The 16,685-nt window shown below is 74.0% G+C and carries 14 protein-coding genes; 5 read left to right on the forward strand and 9 right to left on the reverse strand.

Annotated elements, in window-relative coordinates:
- Positions 1-55: 55 nt before the first annotated feature.
- Positions 56-1,966 (reverse strand): Dyp-type peroxidase, encoded by a 1,911-nt coding sequence (locus RM590_RS16600; protein WP_311705361.1) that lies wholly within the window; start codon positions 1,964-1,966, stop codon positions 56-58.
- Between the two features lie 219 nt (positions 1,967-2,185).
- Here RM590_RS16600 and RM590_RS16605 point away from each other — a divergent pair, with 219 nt between their 5' ends.
- The 3 genes from RM590_RS16605 (at position 2,186) to RM590_RS16615 (ending at position 5,931) form a co-directional block, all read left to right on the forward strand.
- Complete coding sequence (locus RM590_RS16605) at positions 2,186-2,728, forward strand: type 1 glutamine amidotransferase domain-containing protein (protein WP_311705362.1); 543 nt, start codon at positions 2,186-2,188, stop codon at positions 2,726-2,728.
- A gap of 2 nt (positions 2,729-2,730) precedes the next feature.
- Entirely contained in the window at positions 2,731-3,897 is a 1,167-nt protein-coding gene (locus tag RM590_RS16610; protein ID WP_311705363.1) for a baeRF2 domain-containing protein, read from the forward strand.
- A gap of 171 nt (positions 3,898-4,068) precedes the next feature.
- Positions 4,069-5,931: a transketolase gene (locus tag RM590_RS16615; protein ID WP_311705364.1), complete on the forward strand. Its 1,863-nt coding sequence runs from the start codon at positions 4,069-4,071 to the stop codon at positions 5,929-5,931.
- Here the strand turns inward: RM590_RS16615 and RM590_RS16620 are convergent.
- Both RM590_RS16620 and RM590_RS16625 read right to left on the reverse strand, forming a co-directional pair.
- Positions 5,892-6,956, reverse strand: coding sequence for a hypothetical protein (locus RM590_RS16620; protein WP_311705365.1), 1,065 nt, complete (start codon positions 6,954-6,956; stop codon positions 5,892-5,894). The genes RM590_RS16615 and RM590_RS16620 overlap by 40 nt on opposite strands.
- 16 nt (positions 6,957-6,972) lie before the next feature.
- Positions 6,973-7,341 (reverse strand): tetratricopeptide repeat protein, encoded by a 369-nt coding sequence (locus tag RM590_RS16625; protein ID WP_311705366.1) that lies wholly within the window; start codon positions 7,339-7,341, stop codon positions 6,973-6,975.
- Between the two features lie 228 nt (positions 7,342-7,569).
- Here RM590_RS16625 and RM590_RS16630 point away from each other — a divergent pair, with 228 nt between their 5' ends.
- Complete coding sequence (locus RM590_RS16630) at positions 7,570-8,931, forward strand: MFS transporter (protein WP_394813881.1); 1,362 nt, start codon at positions 7,570-7,572, stop codon at positions 8,929-8,931.
- A gap of 17 nt (positions 8,932-8,948) precedes the next feature.
- On the opposite strand, the gene RM590_RS16635 is transcribed toward RM590_RS16630, so the two are convergent.
- The 4 genes from RM590_RS16635 to RM590_RS16650 all read right to left on the reverse strand — a co-directional run bounded on the left by RM590_RS16635 (position 8,949) and on the right by RM590_RS16650 (position 11,872).
- Complete coding sequence (locus RM590_RS16635) at positions 8,949-9,371, reverse strand: lasso peptide biosynthesis B2 protein (protein WP_311705368.1); 423 nt, start codon at positions 9,369-9,371, stop codon at positions 8,949-8,951.
- Between the two features lie 85 nt (positions 9,372-9,456).
- On the reverse strand, positions 9,457-9,741 hold the full coding sequence (locus tag RM590_RS16640) for a lasso peptide biosynthesis PqqD family chaperone (RefSeq protein ID WP_311705369.1): 285 nt from the start codon (positions 9,739-9,741) through the stop codon (positions 9,457-9,459).
- A complete protein-coding gene (locus RM590_RS16645; protein WP_311705370.1) occupies positions 9,704-11,596 on the reverse strand; it encodes an asparagine synthase-related protein in 1,893 nt (630 codons plus the stop codon). The genes RM590_RS16640 and RM590_RS16645 overlap by 38 nt, the downstream gene beginning before the upstream one ends.
- A 132-nt stretch (positions 11,597-11,728) precedes the next feature.
- Positions 11,729-11,872 (reverse strand): lasso RiPP family leader peptide-containing protein, encoded by a 144-nt coding sequence (locus RM590_RS16650; RefSeq protein ID WP_311705371.1) that lies wholly within the window; start codon positions 11,870-11,872, stop codon positions 11,729-11,731.
- Between the two features lie 291 nt (positions 11,873-12,163).
- Between RM590_RS16650 and RM590_RS16655 the strand changes: the two genes are divergently transcribed.
- Entirely contained in the window at positions 12,164-13,252 is a 1,089-nt protein-coding gene (locus tag RM590_RS16655; protein ID WP_394813882.1) for an ATP-grasp domain-containing protein, read from the forward strand.
- 104 nt (positions 13,253-13,356) lie between these two features.
- Here RM590_RS16655 and RM590_RS16660 read toward each other — a convergent pair whose 3' ends face one another.
- A complete protein-coding gene (locus tag RM590_RS16660) occupies positions 13,357-14,205 on the reverse strand; it encodes a LacI family DNA-binding transcriptional regulator (RefSeq protein ID WP_311705373.1) in 849 nt (282 codons plus the stop codon).
- Positions 14,206-16,683, reverse strand: a complete 2,478-nt coding sequence (locus tag RM590_RS16665; protein WP_311705374.1) for a glycoside hydrolase family 2 protein — start codon at positions 16,681-16,683, stop codon at positions 14,206-14,208.
- Positions 16,684-16,685 lie beyond the last annotated feature (2 nt).

Here is a 16,685-nt window from a genome sequence, read left to right on the forward strand (position 1 = left end):
CGGCGTTCCCATCGGCATATTCCGTTGATTCGCGATCGGGAATCAACGGTCCCTGCTACTCGTGTGCCGTGTCGGTGTGCCACAGCGTCCGGCCGTCCGCGGCGCGGATCACGACGTCCCCGTCCACTTGGACGACGAGCGTGGCGCCCGGGTTGCCCTCCGTGGGCGTGGACCACAGGATCGCGCCCTCGGTGTCCGGCAGAACCAGCCGGCCGTCGGCGAGGAACTCGGCGCGGACCGCGTCATTGTTCGACATGCGCGTGCTCCACCGCTCCACCTCGTTCTCGTCGTGCACCGTGAGGTCGCCGGTGGCGTCCCGGAACCGCAGCCGCGCCTTGCCGGAGCTGAGGACCTCGCCGCGCCGCAGCACGGCCGGCGCCGTGAGCACCTGCTCCTCCGGCGAGCCGCCGCCGGGCGGGATGTCCCCCTCGGCAAGCCGCTTCAGCGCCGGAAGCGAGGGCGCGAAGGCGTAGACGCAGCCCTCGGTGCGCACGAACTGGCGCAGCGTCAGCGGCACGTTCCCGGCCGAGGAGGCGCCGCCGGCCGGGAACGACACGGCGCCCTCGCGGCCGATCACCGCGTCCCGGCCGACCGCCTCGGGGCGCTCGGGAAAGTTGTCGCCCTCGACCCACGTCCGCTGGATGAACTCGAACTGCTCGAGCAGATCCGCTTGATAGCACACGAAGACCATGCCGCGCGGCGCGTCGGGCCCGTTGCCCGGGCCACCCGCCGGGTCGAACGGCATGCCGTACGGGACGCCGCGCCGCATGATCCGCCGGCCGTCCAGCGCGCCCTTGAGCCCCAGCGGCTCCGGCTGGTCGGGGCGCACCTTCAGCCCGTCGCGCGGGTTGGCCTTGCGCAGATGGCTGAAGAGCGGCGTGATCCGGCCATCCAGATCGTCCTTGAAGCCGAAGTCGTTGTCCGCCTCGGCGCCCGGGTGCGCGGGCAGGTCGCTGTCCGGGCTCTTGACGACGGGGGTGCCCGAACGCCAGCGGCCGAACATCCGGGCGGCCAGCCACTCGCTGGTCGCCTCGGGGGGCACGGCGCCGCGCTCCTTCAGGGCCCCGAGCAGGTCGGCGATCTGCGCCCACCAGCCGGGCACGTCCTGCGCGAGCCGGCGCACCACGTGGAAGGAGCCGTTGACCATCCAGTCCGGCAGCGCCGCCGGCAGCCGGTGGTCGGTGGCGTGGCCGATCAGGAACTCGCCCGCCGGAATGATCCGCGTCCCCGGCTTCCCCAACTGGTACTCGGTGTTGGCCGGATCCGGCTCGTCGAAGCCCTGAACGCCCGGCTGGCTGATGGAGTCCTTGAAACCGAAGTGCTCCTTGCCCCGGCGCACGCCCTCCAGCGTGGCGCCGTACTGCTCGAAGGCGATGGCCAGCCGGTGGGTGGCGATCTCCTCCTGCTCCCGGGCCAGCGCCGCGCGCAGGTCCTCCGCCCGGTCGGCGGCGACGGTCAGCACCGCGTGCACCGGGTCGTTGTGACCGGCGCCGAACAGCCAGGTCGCCGGGTCGCTGGGCCCGGTGTCGCCGAGCGCGTCCGCGCGCCGGGCGGCGCCCTCGCGGAAGGCCCACTGCGTGGTGCCGGCGGGCACGTCCGCGATCGGGTCCCCGCCGACCAGCTCGGCCAGGCCGGAGTAGGTGAAACTGACGGCGCGCCAGACGGCGTTGAGGTTGTGCGGGTCGCCGCCGGCCGCGTTGCGCCGGGCCCGGCTGAACGCCTCGTTGAACGCGGCCACTTCGCGCGTGGCGGCGACGCGATGGCGCAGCCGCCCCAGCCAGCGCCTGGCCAGCTCCGGATCGCCGAAGGTCAGGAAGAGGAGCTGGACATGGTCCTTCTTGAAGCCGGCCAGGATGTCGCCCTGGATCTCGGTGCTCCCCCGCAGCGGCAGCGCGGGCGCCGGGGCGGTGCCCTGCCTCGGGACGGCGACGCTGTTCGCCATAGGGGTGGTGACTGAATAGGTCATCGGCTCTCCCCGTGCCTGCGGTGCCTGGCGCACCGGACTGACTATCGGTCCGCGCCCGGAACCTACCTGCGAACGGAGGGTGACTTGACGTTTTCGCTGCGAAACCACCCGGGCGAGGGAGATGCCCCACCGGTGGCAACGACGCCGGCCGCCGGGTTTCCCGCCCGTCCCGCCGGTTACCCGGGGCGCAGTCCAAACCGCACGAGGACGGTGAACAGCATGCGTATCGCATTCCTGACGGCGCCCGAGGGCGTGGAGCAGGTGGAGCTCACGGAGCCCTGGCACGCGCTGGCCAAGACCGGTGAGACACCTCAGTTGATCTCCACCAGCCCCGGCCGGGTCCAGGCGTTCCGGCACCTCGACCGGGGGGACACCTTCCCCGTGGACGGCACCCTCGACGAGGTGTCGCCCGCGGAGTTCGAAGCGCTGGTGCTGCCCGGCGGCGTCGCGAACCCCGACGCGCTGCGGCTGAACCCGAAGGCCGTGGCCTTCGCCCGTGCGTTCTTCGACGCCCGCAAGCCGGTCGCGGCCATCTGCCACGCGGCCTGGACGCTCATCGAGGCCGACGTGGTGCGCGGCCGGACGATGACCTCCTGGCCCAGCCTGCGCACCGACCTGCGCAACGCCGGGGCGAACTGGGTCGACGAGCCGGTACAGGTCTGCAACGAGGGGCCGAACACCCTGGTCAGCAGCCGCAAGCCGGGCGACCTGAAGCAGTTCACGGAGGCGATGCTCCGCGAGTTCGGAAAGGTTTCCGCCTAACCATGAATCTCGGATACCTCAACCCGCTCCTGCACCGTCCCGGCCCCTGGGCGTCGGTCTACCTCGGCACCTCCGAGGTCACCGAGGACGCCGAGCGGGTCCAGGAACTGGAGGTGCGCGGAGCCTGTGACCAGCTTGCCGACCTCGGCGCGGACGACGCGACGTGCCGGGCGGTGTACGCCGAACTCAGCCGCGCGACCCGCGACGACGCCGGCCGGGCCGTGTTCGCCACCGACGGCGAGGTGGTGATGCACATCCCGCTGTCCGCGCCGCCGCCCGCCCCGCCGCTGGCCAACTGGGGCGTGCTGCCGCGGCTGGGCCCACTCCTGGACTACGGGGAGCGGGACCCCACGTGCCTGGTCGCCTATGTGGACCGCAGAGGCGCCGATCTGGAACTGCGCGGCACGCACGGCAAGCCCCGGCCGGCCGGTGAGGTGACCGGGCGGGAGTGGCCCATGCACCGCACCGGCCGGGCCGACTGGTCGCAGCGGCACTTCCAGCTCGCCGTGGAGAACACCTGGCAGGAGAACGCCGCCCGCATCGCCGAGACGCTGGCGACCGACGCCGCCCGGGCGCACGCCGAGCTGCTGGTGCTCGCCGGTGACCGGCGCGAGCGGCGCGAGGTGCGCGAACGGCTGCCCGAGGGCCTGCAGGCCAGGACGGTCGAGTCCGACTACAGCGGTCGGGCGGCCGGCACCAAGAGCGAACGGCTGGACGCCGAGGTCGAGCAGGCCCGCCACGAGCGGACCCGCGAGCAGACCGAGGAGGCGATGGACCGGTTCCGCGCCGGGCGGATCCCCGCGCACGACCGCATCGACGCCGCGGAGGGCGTGCCCGCGCTGGTGGACGCGGCCCGGGAGCACCGGATCGCGGAGCTGCTGATGCGGCCCGGCGGCCCCGACCTGCACCGCGATGTCTGGGTGGGGCCGGAGCCCGACCAGTTGGCGCTGCGCCGCTCGGAGTCGCAGTACCTCGGCGAGCCGCTGCCCTCGGCGGCCCGCGCGGACGACGCGCTGCTGCGCTCGGCGGTCGCGACCGGTGCCGAGGTGGTACCGCTGCCGGCCACCGGCGACGGCCCCCGGCAGATGCCGGTCGGCGGGCTCGGCGCGCTGCTGCGCTGGCCGTACGGGGGCACCGTGCCGGGCGGCGGGGCGCGCCCCGAGCGCTGACGGGCGGTGGGGCCGCGCCGGGCCCGCGCCGGGCCCGCGCCGGGCCCGCGCCGTTAGGCCGGCCGGGCGCCGGGGTACCCGCGCACGGCGGTATCCCGGCACGACACCCCGGCACGACAGCAGTTTCCCGGGCAAGGAAGGCACAACCGGGAGCCGATCCAGGAGGCTCGCATGACCACAGACCAGTACCTGGCCGAGCTCGGACAGCAGTTCCGGGTGGACGCGGTCCGCGCGACGTCACACGCCGCCTCGGGCCACGCCACCTCGTCGATGTCGGCGGCCGATCTGATGGCCGTGCTGCTGGCCCGCTATCTGCGGTACGACTTCGACTGGCCGGACCATCCGGGCAACGATCACCTGATCCTGTCCAAGGGCCACGCCTCGCCGCTGCTGTACGCGGCGTACAAGGCGGCCGGGGTGATCTCCGACGAGGAGCTTCTGACGTTCCGCGACCACGGCAGCCGCCTGGAGGGCCACCCCACGCCGCGCCTGCCGTGGGTGGACGTGGCCACCGGCTCGCTGGGACAGGGCCTGCCGATCGGCGTCGGGATCGCGCTCGCCGGGCAGCGGCTGGAGCAGGCGCCGTACCGGGTGTGGGTGCTGTGCGGCGACAGCGAGCTGGCCGAGGGCGCGGTCTGGGAGGCGTTCGAGCACGCCGGATACGAGAAGCTGTCGAACCTGACCGCGATCGTCGATGTGAACCGGCTCGGGCAGCGCGGGCCGACGCGGCACGAGTGGGACCTGGACGCGTACGCGCGGCGGATGGGGGCCTTCGGCTGGCACACGATCGAGGTCGACGGCCACGATCCGGCGGCCATCGACGCCGCGTACGGCGAGGCGCTGGACGTCACCGACCGGCCTGCGGTCGTCCTGGCGCGCACGATGAAGGGCCGCGGGGTGGCCGCGGTGCAGGACCGGGAGGGCATGCACGGCAAGCCGGTGCCGGACGCCGAGGAGGCGGTCGCGGAGCTGGGCGGGGTGCGGGACCTGCGGGTCGACGTGGAGCGCCCGGCCGCGGTCACCGCGCCCCGGCAGACCCATGGCGTGCGCGCCGACCTGCCGCGTTACACGGTGGGCGACAAGGTGGCCACACGGAACGCCTACGGCGAGGCGCTGGCCGCCGTCGGCAGCGCCCGGCAGGACGTCGTCGCGCTGGACGGCGAGGTCAGCGACTCCACGCGGTCGGAGTTCTTCGCCAAGGCACATCCGGACCGCTTCTTCGAGTGCTACATCGCCGAACAGGAGCTGGTGGCCAGCGCGGTCGGAATGCAGGTGCGCGGCTGGACGCCGTTCGTGTCGACGTTCGCGGCGTTCTTCACCCGGGCGCACGACTTCGTGCGGATGGCGTCGGTCAGCCGGGCCGGGCTGAACCTGGCCGGCTCGCACGCGGGCGTGGCCATCGGCGAGGACGGGCCCTCGCAGATGGGCCTGGAGGACCTGGCGATGTTCCGGTCCCTGCACGGCAGCACCGTGCTCTACCCCTGCGACGCCAACCAGACGGCGCGGCTGGTGGCGGCGATGGCGGACGGCGCGGGCGGCGTGCGGTATCTGCGGACGTCGCGCGGCGCGAGCCCGGTGATCTACGGCCCGGACGAGGAGTTCCCGGTCGGCGGCAGCAAGTTGCTGCGTTCCTCGGCGGAGGACCGGCTGACGATCGTGGCGGCCGGGGTGACCGTGCACGAGGCGCTGGCCGCGGCGGACGAACTGGCCGCCGATGGTGTGGCGGTGCGCGTGCTGGACATGTACTCGATCAAGCCGGTGGACGCGCACGCGCTGCTGGACGCCGCCGACCGGACGGGCTGTCTGCTCACGGTGGAGGACCACCGGTCGCAGGGCGGGCTGGGCGACGCGGTGCTCGACGCGTTCACCGACGGGCGTGCGGTGCCGCGGCTGATCCGGCTCGCGGTGGACACGATGCCCGGCTCGGCGACCCCGGCCGAGCAGTTGCGGGACGCCGGGATCGACGCGGCGGCGATCGTGGCGGCGGTCCGCCGTTACGTGGGCGCCTCGGCCGGCGCCGACGTGGCGGCCTGAAGGATCTCCTCGGAGGTCTCCAGGACCGCCGGCAGGTGCGCGAGGCACGCCCGGGCGCGGTCGCGCAGGTCGTCGGGCGAGGTGATGCCGAGGTCGGCCAGGAACGCGGCGAACGGCGGCGTGAGCTCCCGCACCTGCGGCTCCGGGGCGTCGGCGGCCAGGATGAGGTGGCAGCGAGCGAACGTCGCGGCCAGCCAGAAGACGACCTCGCGGTGGCGGCCGGCCCGGATGTGCTCCAGGCTCGCGTCGATCGCGATGGGCCGGGCCGCCGGGGTGATGTCCGAGCCGAACGGGAACGGGGTCACCGCTACGGCCGCCGCCGCGTCGAAGGTGCGGGCGAGCTCGGTGAGATGGTGCTCGGCGCGCCCGGCGTCCAGTTGGTCGCAGCCGAGCAGCCGCAGCAGTTCCTCGTAGCGCGCGAGCATGCCGTGCTCGGCCAGCAGGTCGCGGGCGGCGAGGTAGCGCAGCCGCACGGTCGGGTTGCGCAGTCCGGCGACGAGGAGCACATGGGTGGTGACACCGGCCGGGAACAGCCAGGAGAGCACCGTCCCCGGCCAGGGCGTGGCGCCCTCGGTCGTCGCCGCCACGGCGCGCAGCCCGTTCTCCGCGCGGGCGTACGCCTCGTCGCGGCGCCGGCGCACCCAGCGGGGCTCGGCGAAGCGGCGGGCGACGGTCTCGTGCAGCCGGCGCAGGTCCCCGCGCGGGTCGGCGATGATCGTGTCGGTGCGGAAGGGGCCTGCCACGTGGTACGAGGACAGGACGCGCTCGGGGTCGGCGAGCTGGTCCCACGGCACGAGGGTGACCTCCAGCAGCGCGCCGCGGTGGCGGAACTTGCCGGGCTTGCCCGGCGGTTCGGGGTCCTCGGTGACGACCATGACATCGACGTCGGAGCCGAGCGGCACCTCGGCGCCCGGCGGCAGCCCGACGGTGGATCCGCTGAAGTACGCGCCCCTGAACGAGTCGTCCCCGCCGGCGTGCCGCCGCACCCAGTCCGCCGCGGCCGCCCGTGCCGTATCCGCTCTCACGGGGGCACGTTACTGGTTACTGGTCGTTGTCGAAACGGGCGGCGGCCACGAAGTCCGGGCGCGGGTCGAGCGCCGCGGCCAGCCGGAAGTGGCGGCGTGCCTCGGCGTCGCGGCCGGCGCGCTCCAGAGTGCGGGCCAGCGCGAAGTGGGCGAACGAGTTGTCGGGCTCGCGCTCCAGCACCAGCTGGAACTCCAGCTCGGCCGACCTGAGCTGGGCGGCCAGGAAGAAGGCCCGGGCGCGCAGCAGCCGGGCCGCGGTGTTCTCCGGGTGAGCGGTGATCACGGGGTCGAGCAGCTTCAGCGCGCCGCGCGGGTCGCGGGCCTGGAGCAGTTGCTCGGCCGCACGATAGGCGATGACATTGGTTTCCGGTGTGGCTTCGGGCACGGGCCCTCCTTGGGAACGAGTCGGCGGCACGTGGTCCAGAGAGTGGTCAACGCGTTCCGCGTGACCGGTATTCCCTCCTGGGATTCCCCGCCACCCGCCGGGGCTACCGCGGAAGACGGTGCGGACCGCCCGGACAGCGCGCGAAAACGCCCGGACACAGTGAGGAGCAGGGCCACGACCGAGAGCCTCAGCCGTCGCCGCCGGTTCCTGGTGCTGGCGATCTGCTGCATGAGCCTGCTGATCGTGAGCCTGGACGTGACCGCGCTGAACGTCGCGCTGCCCTCGCTCCAGCGCGAGCTGGGCGCGGACGTCTCCGGCCTCCAGTGGACGATCGACGTCTACACGGTGGTGCTGGCGTCGTTCCTGATGCTCGCCGGTTCCACCGCCGACCGGGTGGGCCGCCGCCGGGTCTTCCGGACCGGGCTGGTGATCTTCACGGCCGGCTCGGTGCTGTGCGCGCTGGCGCCGGGGCTGGGCTGGCTGATCGTCTTCCGCGCCGCGCAGGCCGTCGGCGGGTCCATGCTCAACCCGGTGGCGATGTCGATCATCACCAACACGTTCCGGGATCCCCGGGAGCTGGCCCGCGCGATCGGCGCCTGGGGCGGGGTGGTGGGCATCTCCATGGCGGTGGGGCCCATCCTGGGCGGGGCGCTTGTGCACTCGTTCGGCTGGCGGGCGATCTTCTGGCTCAATCTGCCGGTGGGCCTGGCCGCGCTGGTGCTGACCTCGCGGTATGTGCCGGAGTCTCGCGCGCCCCGGCCACGGCGGCTGGACCCGGTGGGGCAGCTTCTGGTGATCGTGCTGCTGGGCTCGCTCACGTTCGGGATCATCGAGGGCGGGCGGGCCGGCTGGACCTCGCCGGTGCTGCTGACCTGCTTCGGGATCGCGCTGGCCGCGCTGGCGGGCCTGCTGCTGTACGAGCCGCGCCGCCGCGATCCGCTGCTGGAGCTGCGCTTCTTCCGCAGCGTGCCGTTCAGCGGCGCCTTCGTGATCGCGATCGCCTCGTTCGCCGGGCTGGGCGGCTTCCTGTTCCTCAACACGCTCTACCTCCAGAACGACCGCGGCCTGTCCGCGCTGGACGGCGGCCTGCATCTGCTGCCGATGGCCGCGACGACGCTGGTGTTCGCGCCACTCTCCGGATACCTGGTGGGCCACCACGGCCCGCGCGTCCCGCTCCTGGTGGCGGGCGTGCTCATCACCGTCAGCGGTGTGCTGCTCACGCGTCTGGGGCCGGACACCCCGCTGTCCGAGCTGTTCACCGCCTATGTGGCGTTCGGTATCGGCTTCGCCCTGGTGAACGCGCCCATCACCAACACCGCGGTCACCGGCATGCCGCGCGCCCAGGCGGGCGTGGCCGCGGGCGTCGCCTCGACCGGCCGCCAGGTCGGGTCCGCGCTGGGCGTCGCCGTGGTGGGCACGCTGCTGGCCGCGGGCTCGCGTACCGCGGCCTGGTCGGTCATCGCGGGCTGCGGCGCCCTGGTGCTGCTGCTGGGGCTGGCCACCACCGGGCGCCGGGCCCGGGCCACGGCGGAGCGCGCGACGCGGCACCTGGCCGCGCCACCGCCCGCCGACCGGCCGGGACCGCCATGACAGGCCGGCGGGCGGGCTCAGCCCCTCGGCGCCGCCGGCGGGATGCGGATCAGGGAACGGTAGGTGGCGGTGTCCGCCGGTTCGCCGACGGGCCTGCCGTCGGCCTCGATCCAGGCATGGGCGGCGAACGGGGGCGTGCGCACGCCGGTGCACCAGGTGGGCCAGGTGCCGCGCATGCGGCACAGCAGCGCGGCGGCCAGGGACCGCGGGAGGCAGTAGCGGCCGGCGCACCGGGTGCTGGTGGCGGTGACGTCCCGGCGGGCGGCCAGCGCCTGGTCGTAACTGGCCGGGGCGGCGCCGCGGCGCACCAGGCTCAGCACGGCGCGGATCCGGCGCGGTGGCAGGCGGGCGAGGAGCCGGGCGGCGGCGACGGCCGTGCGCGCGGCGACGCGGCGGCGCAGCGGCGGCCGGTGTCCGGGGGCGTCCAGGATCTGGCTCAAAGCGCCTCCTCGTTCGCTTCTCCGGCCATGCGGCATAGCGAGCGACTCGTCGGTATCCGCGGCCCGGCAGCCGCATGCCCGTCGCTCACCGCGTGGCTCCGGGCTCGGTCAGACCGGCGTCCGCGAGCTGCCCGAGCAGCGTTCCGATGTCGGCGGCCACCCGGTCGGGGGCGACGGCGCGGGTTTCCGCGAGGCGGCCGGTGACCTCCTCGGGGGTGGCACCGTCCAGCAGGGCGCGCAGCACCTGGGCGCCCGTGGAGTTCAACTGCCAGTAGCGGCCGGTCCGCTCGTCGAGCAGGACCATGCCGCCGTCGGTGTCGCAGGCGGTGACGTCACGGCGCAGCCGCAGACGTGGACTCGGCAGGTTCACTGGGGTGTTCCTTCAGGTGGGCGGGGTGGGGGTGGTCGTCGAGATCGCGCAGCCACGCCTCGGTTCCGAGGGAGAATTCGAGCTCCGCGGCGCCGCCGTTGAGCAGGCCGGGGGCGAGCAGGGCCCGGCGCAGCGCGCCGGTGTCGGCCAGGCCGAGCGCGGCGAGCCGGGAGTCGTCCGCCCACGCGGCGAGCAGGCGGCGTTGCGCGGACAGGCCGGTCAGCCACTCCTCGCCGCTGTGGTCCTTGGTGGTGCGCGCGAGGACCGGGGCGGGGACGATGCCGCTCATGGCCGCGGCGAGCAGCGGTTTGTAACGGGCCGGGTGGCCGGCCAGGTCGGGGCGTACCCGCAGGGCGGCGGTGATGACCGCGTCGTCGCAGAACGGCGTCTCCACGGGCAGCCCGGCCCCGGCGGACCAGTGGGCGAGGTGGGCGGCGCTGGTGCCGGCGACGCGGGCGGTGTGCAGCCAGGCGTGCGCGCCGCGGTCGGCGGCCGACGGCTCGGGGCCGGCGTCGGCGGCGTGCCGCAGCAGTTCGGACACCAGGTCGCGCGCCCGTCCGGTGGCCCAGGGCGGCAGCGCCATCGAGGGCGCCCAGCCGCACTCGGGCTCGGGGCCGCGGCCGGTGGGCCCGAGGGTGCCGGCCTGCGCCGCCAGCCACTGCGCGAGCGGGCGGCGGGAGAGCAGTTCCCGCAGGGTGGCGGCGAGCGGCCACCGGCCGCGGGCGCGGTGCGCGGCGGCGTGCCGCAGCGCGGTCACCGGGCGGCGGCGCAGCAGGGCGTGGAGGTAGGCGGGCGGCGGGGTGACCACGTGGTCCCCGCCGTAACCGGAGAGCCGGCGCCGGGCGCCGTGCTCGACAAGCGCGCGGATCACTTCCCGCTGCTGGGCGCGGTCGCGCAGCAGCACGGTGGGCTCGTCGCCGGGGTCGCGCCGTTCGCCCAGGTCGGCGAAGTGCGCTGGCAGGGCGGCCGAGGGGAACGTCAGGCGGGTGACGCCCGGCAGGTGTTCGGCGGCGCGGCGCGCGTAGTGGGCGTCCTCGTTGCCGACGGCCGACCACTCCAGGGTGACTGTCACCAGCCGGGCACCCGCCTCGGCGGCCAGGAAGCACAGCGAGGTCGAATCCATGCCGCCCGACAGGTCGGCGCCCCACACCTCGCCCGGCGAGACGCGGGCCGCCACCGCCGCCCGCAGCGCGTCCCGCAGTCCCTTCGCCGCGTCGTCGAGCGGGAGGTCGGCCGACGGCGGCCGCCACCAGCGGGCGGTGCGGAACGAGCCGTCCGCGTCCAGGTGCAGCGCCTCGCCGGGCGGCGCCGTGGTGACGCCGCGCCACACGGACTCATGGGCCAGCGGATACGGCAGGGACGGCACGACCAGGCAGGCCGCCAGCCGCGCCGGGTCGGGCCCGCGGCCGGTCAGCCAGGCGAGGGTGCGCGCCCGGTCACCGACCGTCGTGACGCCGTCGATCCGGGCCCGGTACAGCCGCCGGTCGCCGGCCAGGGAGCCGCGGGCGTACACCTCGCCGTCCACCGACGCCAGGAGGTGGAAGCTGCCCGCCACGCCCGCCACCACCGACTCCGCGTCCGCCGCCGCGCGCAACGCCCGGCTCCGCGCGGTCAGTTCGGGCGCGGTCAGGGAACAGGAGCCGGCCACCGCCAGCCGGACGCCACCGGCGCCGGCCACCGTCATCCGCGTCTCGTCCCAGCAGCCGACGAGCCATGGCCGGCCCGAGGCGTGCGGCAGCACGCGGCAGGCACGGGCGCTCAGTCGGCCGGCCAGGGCGCGGGCCCGTTCGTGGTCCGGCAGCACCACGAACCAGCTCGCGCCGCAGGACACGGACGTCTCGGACGCGTCTGCCATGGGCAGTCCCAACCCTCCGGGCTCGTTACGGGCGGTTCCCCGGACCGGCGATCCACCGGCGCCGGGCGGCGGGCACCGCCGCCCGGCCCAGAGGGGCCGGGAAGCGGCACCCGCCATCGGGCGGCGACGACCTCACGTGCCGTAGTAGCCCCGCCCCGGTCCCTCGGACCAGCGCCAGCCCCACTGGCCCTGGGTTTCCTCGGCGAAGCCGCCGACCTCCATCAGGACCGGCGGTTCATAGACCTCCGGCTCCTCCGCAGACGGTTCCTCGTACATGAAACTCCTTTCACAGACGGGTCACCCGTTGCTTGCGCCTCACGGATACCCCCGCGCCGCGGGGGCGATGCGCCGGCCCGGAAGGGCGGCTCAATCCTTGCCCCGCACGCGCACACTTTCGGCCGCCCCCGGGAGCGGGCGCCCGGCGGCTCCCCCGCGCGCGGAAACACCGACGCAATCCGGCGGGGCTAGGATCCGTTTCACACCTGATCATGTATGGCTGGCGACCGTGGCAACGGGCGTGGGCAGTTGGCCCCTGCGCGATCGTCGGCGGTCTTACATGAGCGAACTATGACAACAGAATTCGGTGATGAGGGGAGCGTCGCGATAGCACTACGTATTTGGCTCAGCAGCGCGGGGGCAGCCACGACTCAGGTGATCCGGATGTTGCGCGACAATCCCGACGCCGCCGCGGTCCGTATCTACGGAACGAACGTGGACCCCGCCGCGCCCGCCCTCGCGGCCTGCGATGTGGGGGAGGTCGAACCCCATCGCGTCAACAACGACGTCTACGCCGACTTCGCGCTCGATTTCTGCCGCAGGCACGAGATCGACGTGCTCATTCCGCCCCGCCGTCTCGACGCCCTGGCCGGGCACACCGACGCGTTCGCCGCCGCCGGCACCCGGCTGATGTGCTCGTCCCCCGCGGCGATCAGCGTGCTCACCAGCAAGAGCCGGACCTATGAGGCGGCCCGTGCCATCGGCGTTCCCGTGCCGGACTGGCGGGTCGTCTCCGACGCCGACGGGCTGCGGGAGGCCGTGGAGGACATCGCGCGGGCCGGGGACACGGTCTGCATCAAACCCGCGGGCGAATACTCGGCGTTCGGCTTCCGCATCCTGGACGACAGTCCGCTCAGCATGCGGGATCTGCTCGCCCCGGCCCGGCCGCTGGTCTCGGTGAACGCCGTGGCCGACGCGCTGAAAAGGGCCGCGGACGAGCAGGAGAAGGTGCCGAAGTTCATCGTCATGCCGTATCTGGAGGGGCCCGAGGTCAGCGTCGACTGCCTCTCGGCCCCCGACGGGACGCTGCTGACGGCCATACCCCGGGCCAAACAGGGCCGTTATCGGCTCCTGTTGGACAACCCGGCGCTCATCTCGATCGCCCGCCAGTTGGTCGGACACTTCGGGCTGGCCTATCTCTCCAATGTCCAGTTGCGTCACCGGCACGGGCGGCCGGTGCTGCTGGAGGCCAACCCCCGCGCGTCGGCGGGGATCTTCCAGACGGCCTTCACCGGGGTGAACCTGCCCTGGGCGGCGGTGCGTCTGCTGCTCGGCCACGATCCGGGACCGCTCTCCGCGCTGAGGCTGGGCGGCCGGGTGGCGGTCACCGAGACCGTCACCGAGGTCGGCCCCGCCGCACTGGCCACCGCGGCGGGCTGAACGGGCCCGGCGACGCCCAATGGTTCGCCGTCGGCGGCACCGACAGGCGAACGGCCAGGCGCGCCCCGCGTGATGGGGCGCGCCGCACCGGGAACGTCCGGCCGTCAGGCGCGGTCCGGCGCCGGGGCCGTGGTGCCGCGGGAGGTGAACCGCGCGGGCGGCGACCAGCGTTGCACCACGGGGGCGCCATCGATCAGTTCCAGCACCGACTCGGCCACCGAAATGCCGAATTGGTGCACATCGACGCTCATCGTGGACAGCGCAGGCGACGCCAGCCGGCACATCGTCGAATCGTCCCAGGCGATGAGGGACAGCTCCGCCGGCACCGCCAGCCCGAGGTCCTTGGCGACGCCGAGCCCGGCGACGGCCATCACGTCGTTGTCGTAGAGGACGGCCGTCGGCCGCTCCGGGCGGCGCAGCAACTGCGCGGTGAGCCGGGCGCCCGCCTCCGCCGAGTAGTCGCCCTCCAGCAGCACCGGCTCGATGCCGGCCGCGGCGCAGCCCTCGGTCAACGCGACCGTTCTGGCCCGGGTATGGACCAGCTCGGCCGGGCCGGTGATGCGCGCGATGCGGCGGTGCCCCAGGCGCAGCAGCTCGGCGAGCGCCTCCCGCACCGGTCCGGCGTTGTCCGTGATCACCGCGGGGGTGTCCGGCCCGCCGTTCCAGGCGCCGACCATGATGGCCGGCAGCTCGAGTTCGGCGAGGACGGCGGGCCGGCGGTCGTCGACGGTCAGATTGACCACGACGACCGCGTCGACCAGTCCCCGTCCGGCCCACCGGCGGTGGGTGGCGATCTCCTCGTCGTGCGCGGCGACGACGTGGAGCAGCACGGACAGACCGCGCTCGGCGAGCTTCTCCTCTATACCGGCGATGAACTCCATGAAGAACGGTTCAACGCCGAGCAGCCTCGCCGGGCGAGCGAGCACGAGCCCGACGGCCTCCGAGCGGCTCACTCAGCCCGCCACCGGCGCGAAGAGGGAGTTGACGCTGCGGAGCACCAGCGGCCCGGTCAGCTCGGTCGGGTCCAGTTGGGCGTCCGTGCGAACGGTGAACGACCGCGTCTCGCCGGGCAGCAGCGACACGAGCATGTCGTCGACCCGGGCGTCGGGCGCCACGCGGTCCGCCAGCACGGCGACATCGCGGGCGAACGACGCGGCGCGCACGTCGACCCGGTAGCCGCCGGGCACCGCCACCGCCTCGGCGGTCAACGCGCCCGCGTCGTAGGCCAGATCGCGGTCCTCGCCGAACAGGTGCACCGTACGTGTCTCGTCCGCGCTGGCCACCAACACCTCCCGTGCCGCGTCCGCCGGCTTCACCAGCGAGTCGGCCAGTTCCAGTTCGGCGACGGAACGCGCCGACACGTCGAGGGTGATCGTAGCGCTGTCCAGCACCTCGCCGTCGAAGGACAGGCGCTGGAGGCTGAGTTGACCCTGCCACGCCTCGTCGGTGTCGTTCACCGCGAGCAGCGCGGGCCGGCCGGCGCGCGGCTGGACGGTGAGCAGGCGCGGGGCGTACGCGTGCCGCAGGCCGTACCACAGCGGCTTGGGCCGCTCGTCGCCGTCCACCGCGGCCCAGGAGGTCACCGGCCAGCAGTCGTTGATCTGCCAGACCAGCGAGCCGGCGGTGCGCGGCCACCAGGAGCGGAAGTGCTCGATGCCGTAGACGACGGCGCGCGCCTGGTTGAGCTGGGTGGCCCAGTGCCAGTCGGCGAAGGTGGCGGGCTCCGGCAGGTGGGGCGCCATGCCCCGGTCGAGCTTGCCGTTGCCGTCCTCGGCCTTCTGATGCAGCAGGAAGGCGGGCGAGGTGGGGGTCATCGGCTCGTCGTGGATCCACTGGGTCAGGGTGGCCCAGGTGGGCGGGCCCTGGAAGCCGAACTCGGAGCAGAACCGCGGGATGTGGTCGCGGTAGTGGGTGTAGTCGACGCGGTTCCAGACCTCCCACTCGTGGCGGGTGCCGTGGTCCTGGTCGTTGGGGTGCTTCTCCTCGGGGGCGAAGCGCGGGCTGTAGGGGCTGCCGTCGGCGTACACGCGGGTCGGGTCGAGCTCGGCGACGATGCTCGGGAACAGCTCGGTGTAGTAGCGCAGTCCCCAGGTGCGACCCTGGAGCTGATACTGCCAGCCCCAGTCCATGAAGCCCCAGAGGTTCTCGTTGCCGCCGTTCCACAGGGCGAGGGAGGCGTGGCTCGTCAGGCGGGCGACGTTCTCACGCGCCTCGGCCTCGAACTCGCTCCACAGCGGCTCCTCCTCCGGGTAGGCGGCGCAGGCCAGCAGGAAGTCCTGCCAGACCAGCACGCCGCGCTCGTCGCAGACGTCGTAGAAGTCCTCGGTCTCGTAGATGCCGCCGCCCCAGATGCGCAGCATGTTCATGTTCGCGTCGACGGCCTGGTCCACGCGGCGCTCCAGGCGCTCGCGGGTGATGCGGGTCAGGAAGTGGTCGTCGGGGATCCAGTTGGCGCCCTTGATGAAGATGGGCTTGCCGTTGACGACGAAGGTGAACGGCGTGCCCACCTCGTCGGGGGTGGTGTCGACGGTGATGGTGCGGAAGCCGATGCGGCGCTCCCACGTGTCGAGTTCCGCGTCCCGGTCGCCGCCGGCCAGCGTGACCGCGAGGTCGTACAGCGGCTGTTCGCCGTGGCCCACCGGCCACCACAGCCGGGCGCCGGGGACCTCGACCGTGACGTGCGCCGTGGTGGCGCCGGCCGGCACGGTGACGGTGGCGGTGTGCCCGTCCACCGTGGCGGTGAGGGTGAGGTCGGTGTCGTCGCCCAGGCCGGAGCGCTCGATGACGGCGTGCACCTCGGCGCGTCCGGTGCCGTCCTCGGCGACGGTGACCAGCGGGCGCACCTCGGCGAGACGGGCGGTGCGCCAGCGCTCCAGGCGCACCGGCTTCCAGATGCCCGCGGTCTGGAGGTCCGGGCCCCAGTCCCAGCCGAAGCTACAGGCCATCTTCCGGACCATGTTCATGGCGTGCGGGTAGGCGCGGGGGCGGGAGCCGAGCCGTTCCTGGTTCTCCTCGGCGTATTCGAGGGCCGAGCGGAAGGTGACGACGAGGTCGGCCTCGCCGCCGTCCAGCACCTCGCGGACATCGAAGCGGTAGGAGCGGTGCATGTTCGCGGTGGTGCCGAGCACCTGGCCGGCCAGGGCGACGGTGGCGACCGTGTCGAGGCCCTCGAAGACGAGGTCGACGCGCTCGTCGTCGGCGGCGGCCGGGGCCTGGACGGTGGTGGCGAACCGCCAGTCGGTGCGGTGCGCCCAGACCAGTTCCTCCTCCACCCGGTCCAGGTAGGGGTCGGGGATCAGGCCCGCCGCCATCAGGTCGAGGTGGGCGCTGCCCGGGACCTGTGCGGGAACGGTGCGGCCGGCGATGTGCTCGGGGACCGGCCCGGCAGTCGCGGTCAGGTGCCAGCCGTCATGCAACGCGTGGCGGATCATCG

It is taken from the genome of Streptomyces litchfieldiae, from assembly GCF_031845365.1.
Lineage (GTDB): Bacteria > Actinomycetota > Actinomycetes > Streptomycetales > Streptomycetaceae > Streptomyces > Streptomyces litchfieldiae.

Bases quoted from the DNA above. Each gene is read 5' to 3' on its own strand.
- RM590_RS16600 (WP_311705361.1), bottom strand. From the start codon at position 1,966: ATGACCTATTCAGTCACCACCCCTATGGCGAACAGCGTCGCCGTCCCG.
- RM590_RS16605 (WP_311705362.1), top strand. From the start codon at position 2,186: ATGCGTATCGCATTCCTGACGGCGCCCGAGGGCGTGGAGCAGGTGGAG.
- RM590_RS16610 (WP_311705363.1), top strand. From the start codon at position 2,731: ATGAATCTCGGATACCTCAACCCGCTCCTGCACCGTCCCGGCCCCTGG.
- RM590_RS16615 (WP_311705364.1), top strand. From the start codon at position 4,069: ATGACCACAGACCAGTACCTGGCCGAGCTCGGACAGCAGTTCCGGGTG.
- RM590_RS16630 (WP_394813881.1), top strand. From the start codon at position 7,570: ATGAGCCTGCTGATCGTGAGCCTGGACGTGACCGCGCTGAACGTCGCG.
- RM590_RS16645 (WP_311705370.1), bottom strand. From the start codon at position 11,596: ATGGCAGACGCGTCCGAGACGTCCGTGTCCTGCGGCGCGAGCTGGTTC.
- RM590_RS16650 (WP_311705371.1), bottom strand. From the start codon at position 11,872: ATGTACGAGGAACCGTCTGCGGAGGAGCCGGAGGTCTATGAACCGCCG.
- RM590_RS16655 (WP_394813882.1), top strand. From the start codon at position 12,164: ATGACAACAGAATTCGGTGATGAGGGGAGCGTCGCGATAGCACTACGT.
- RM590_RS16665 (WP_311705374.1), bottom strand. From the start codon at position 16,683: ATGATCCGCCACGCGTTGCATGACGGCTGGCACCTGACCGCGACTGCC.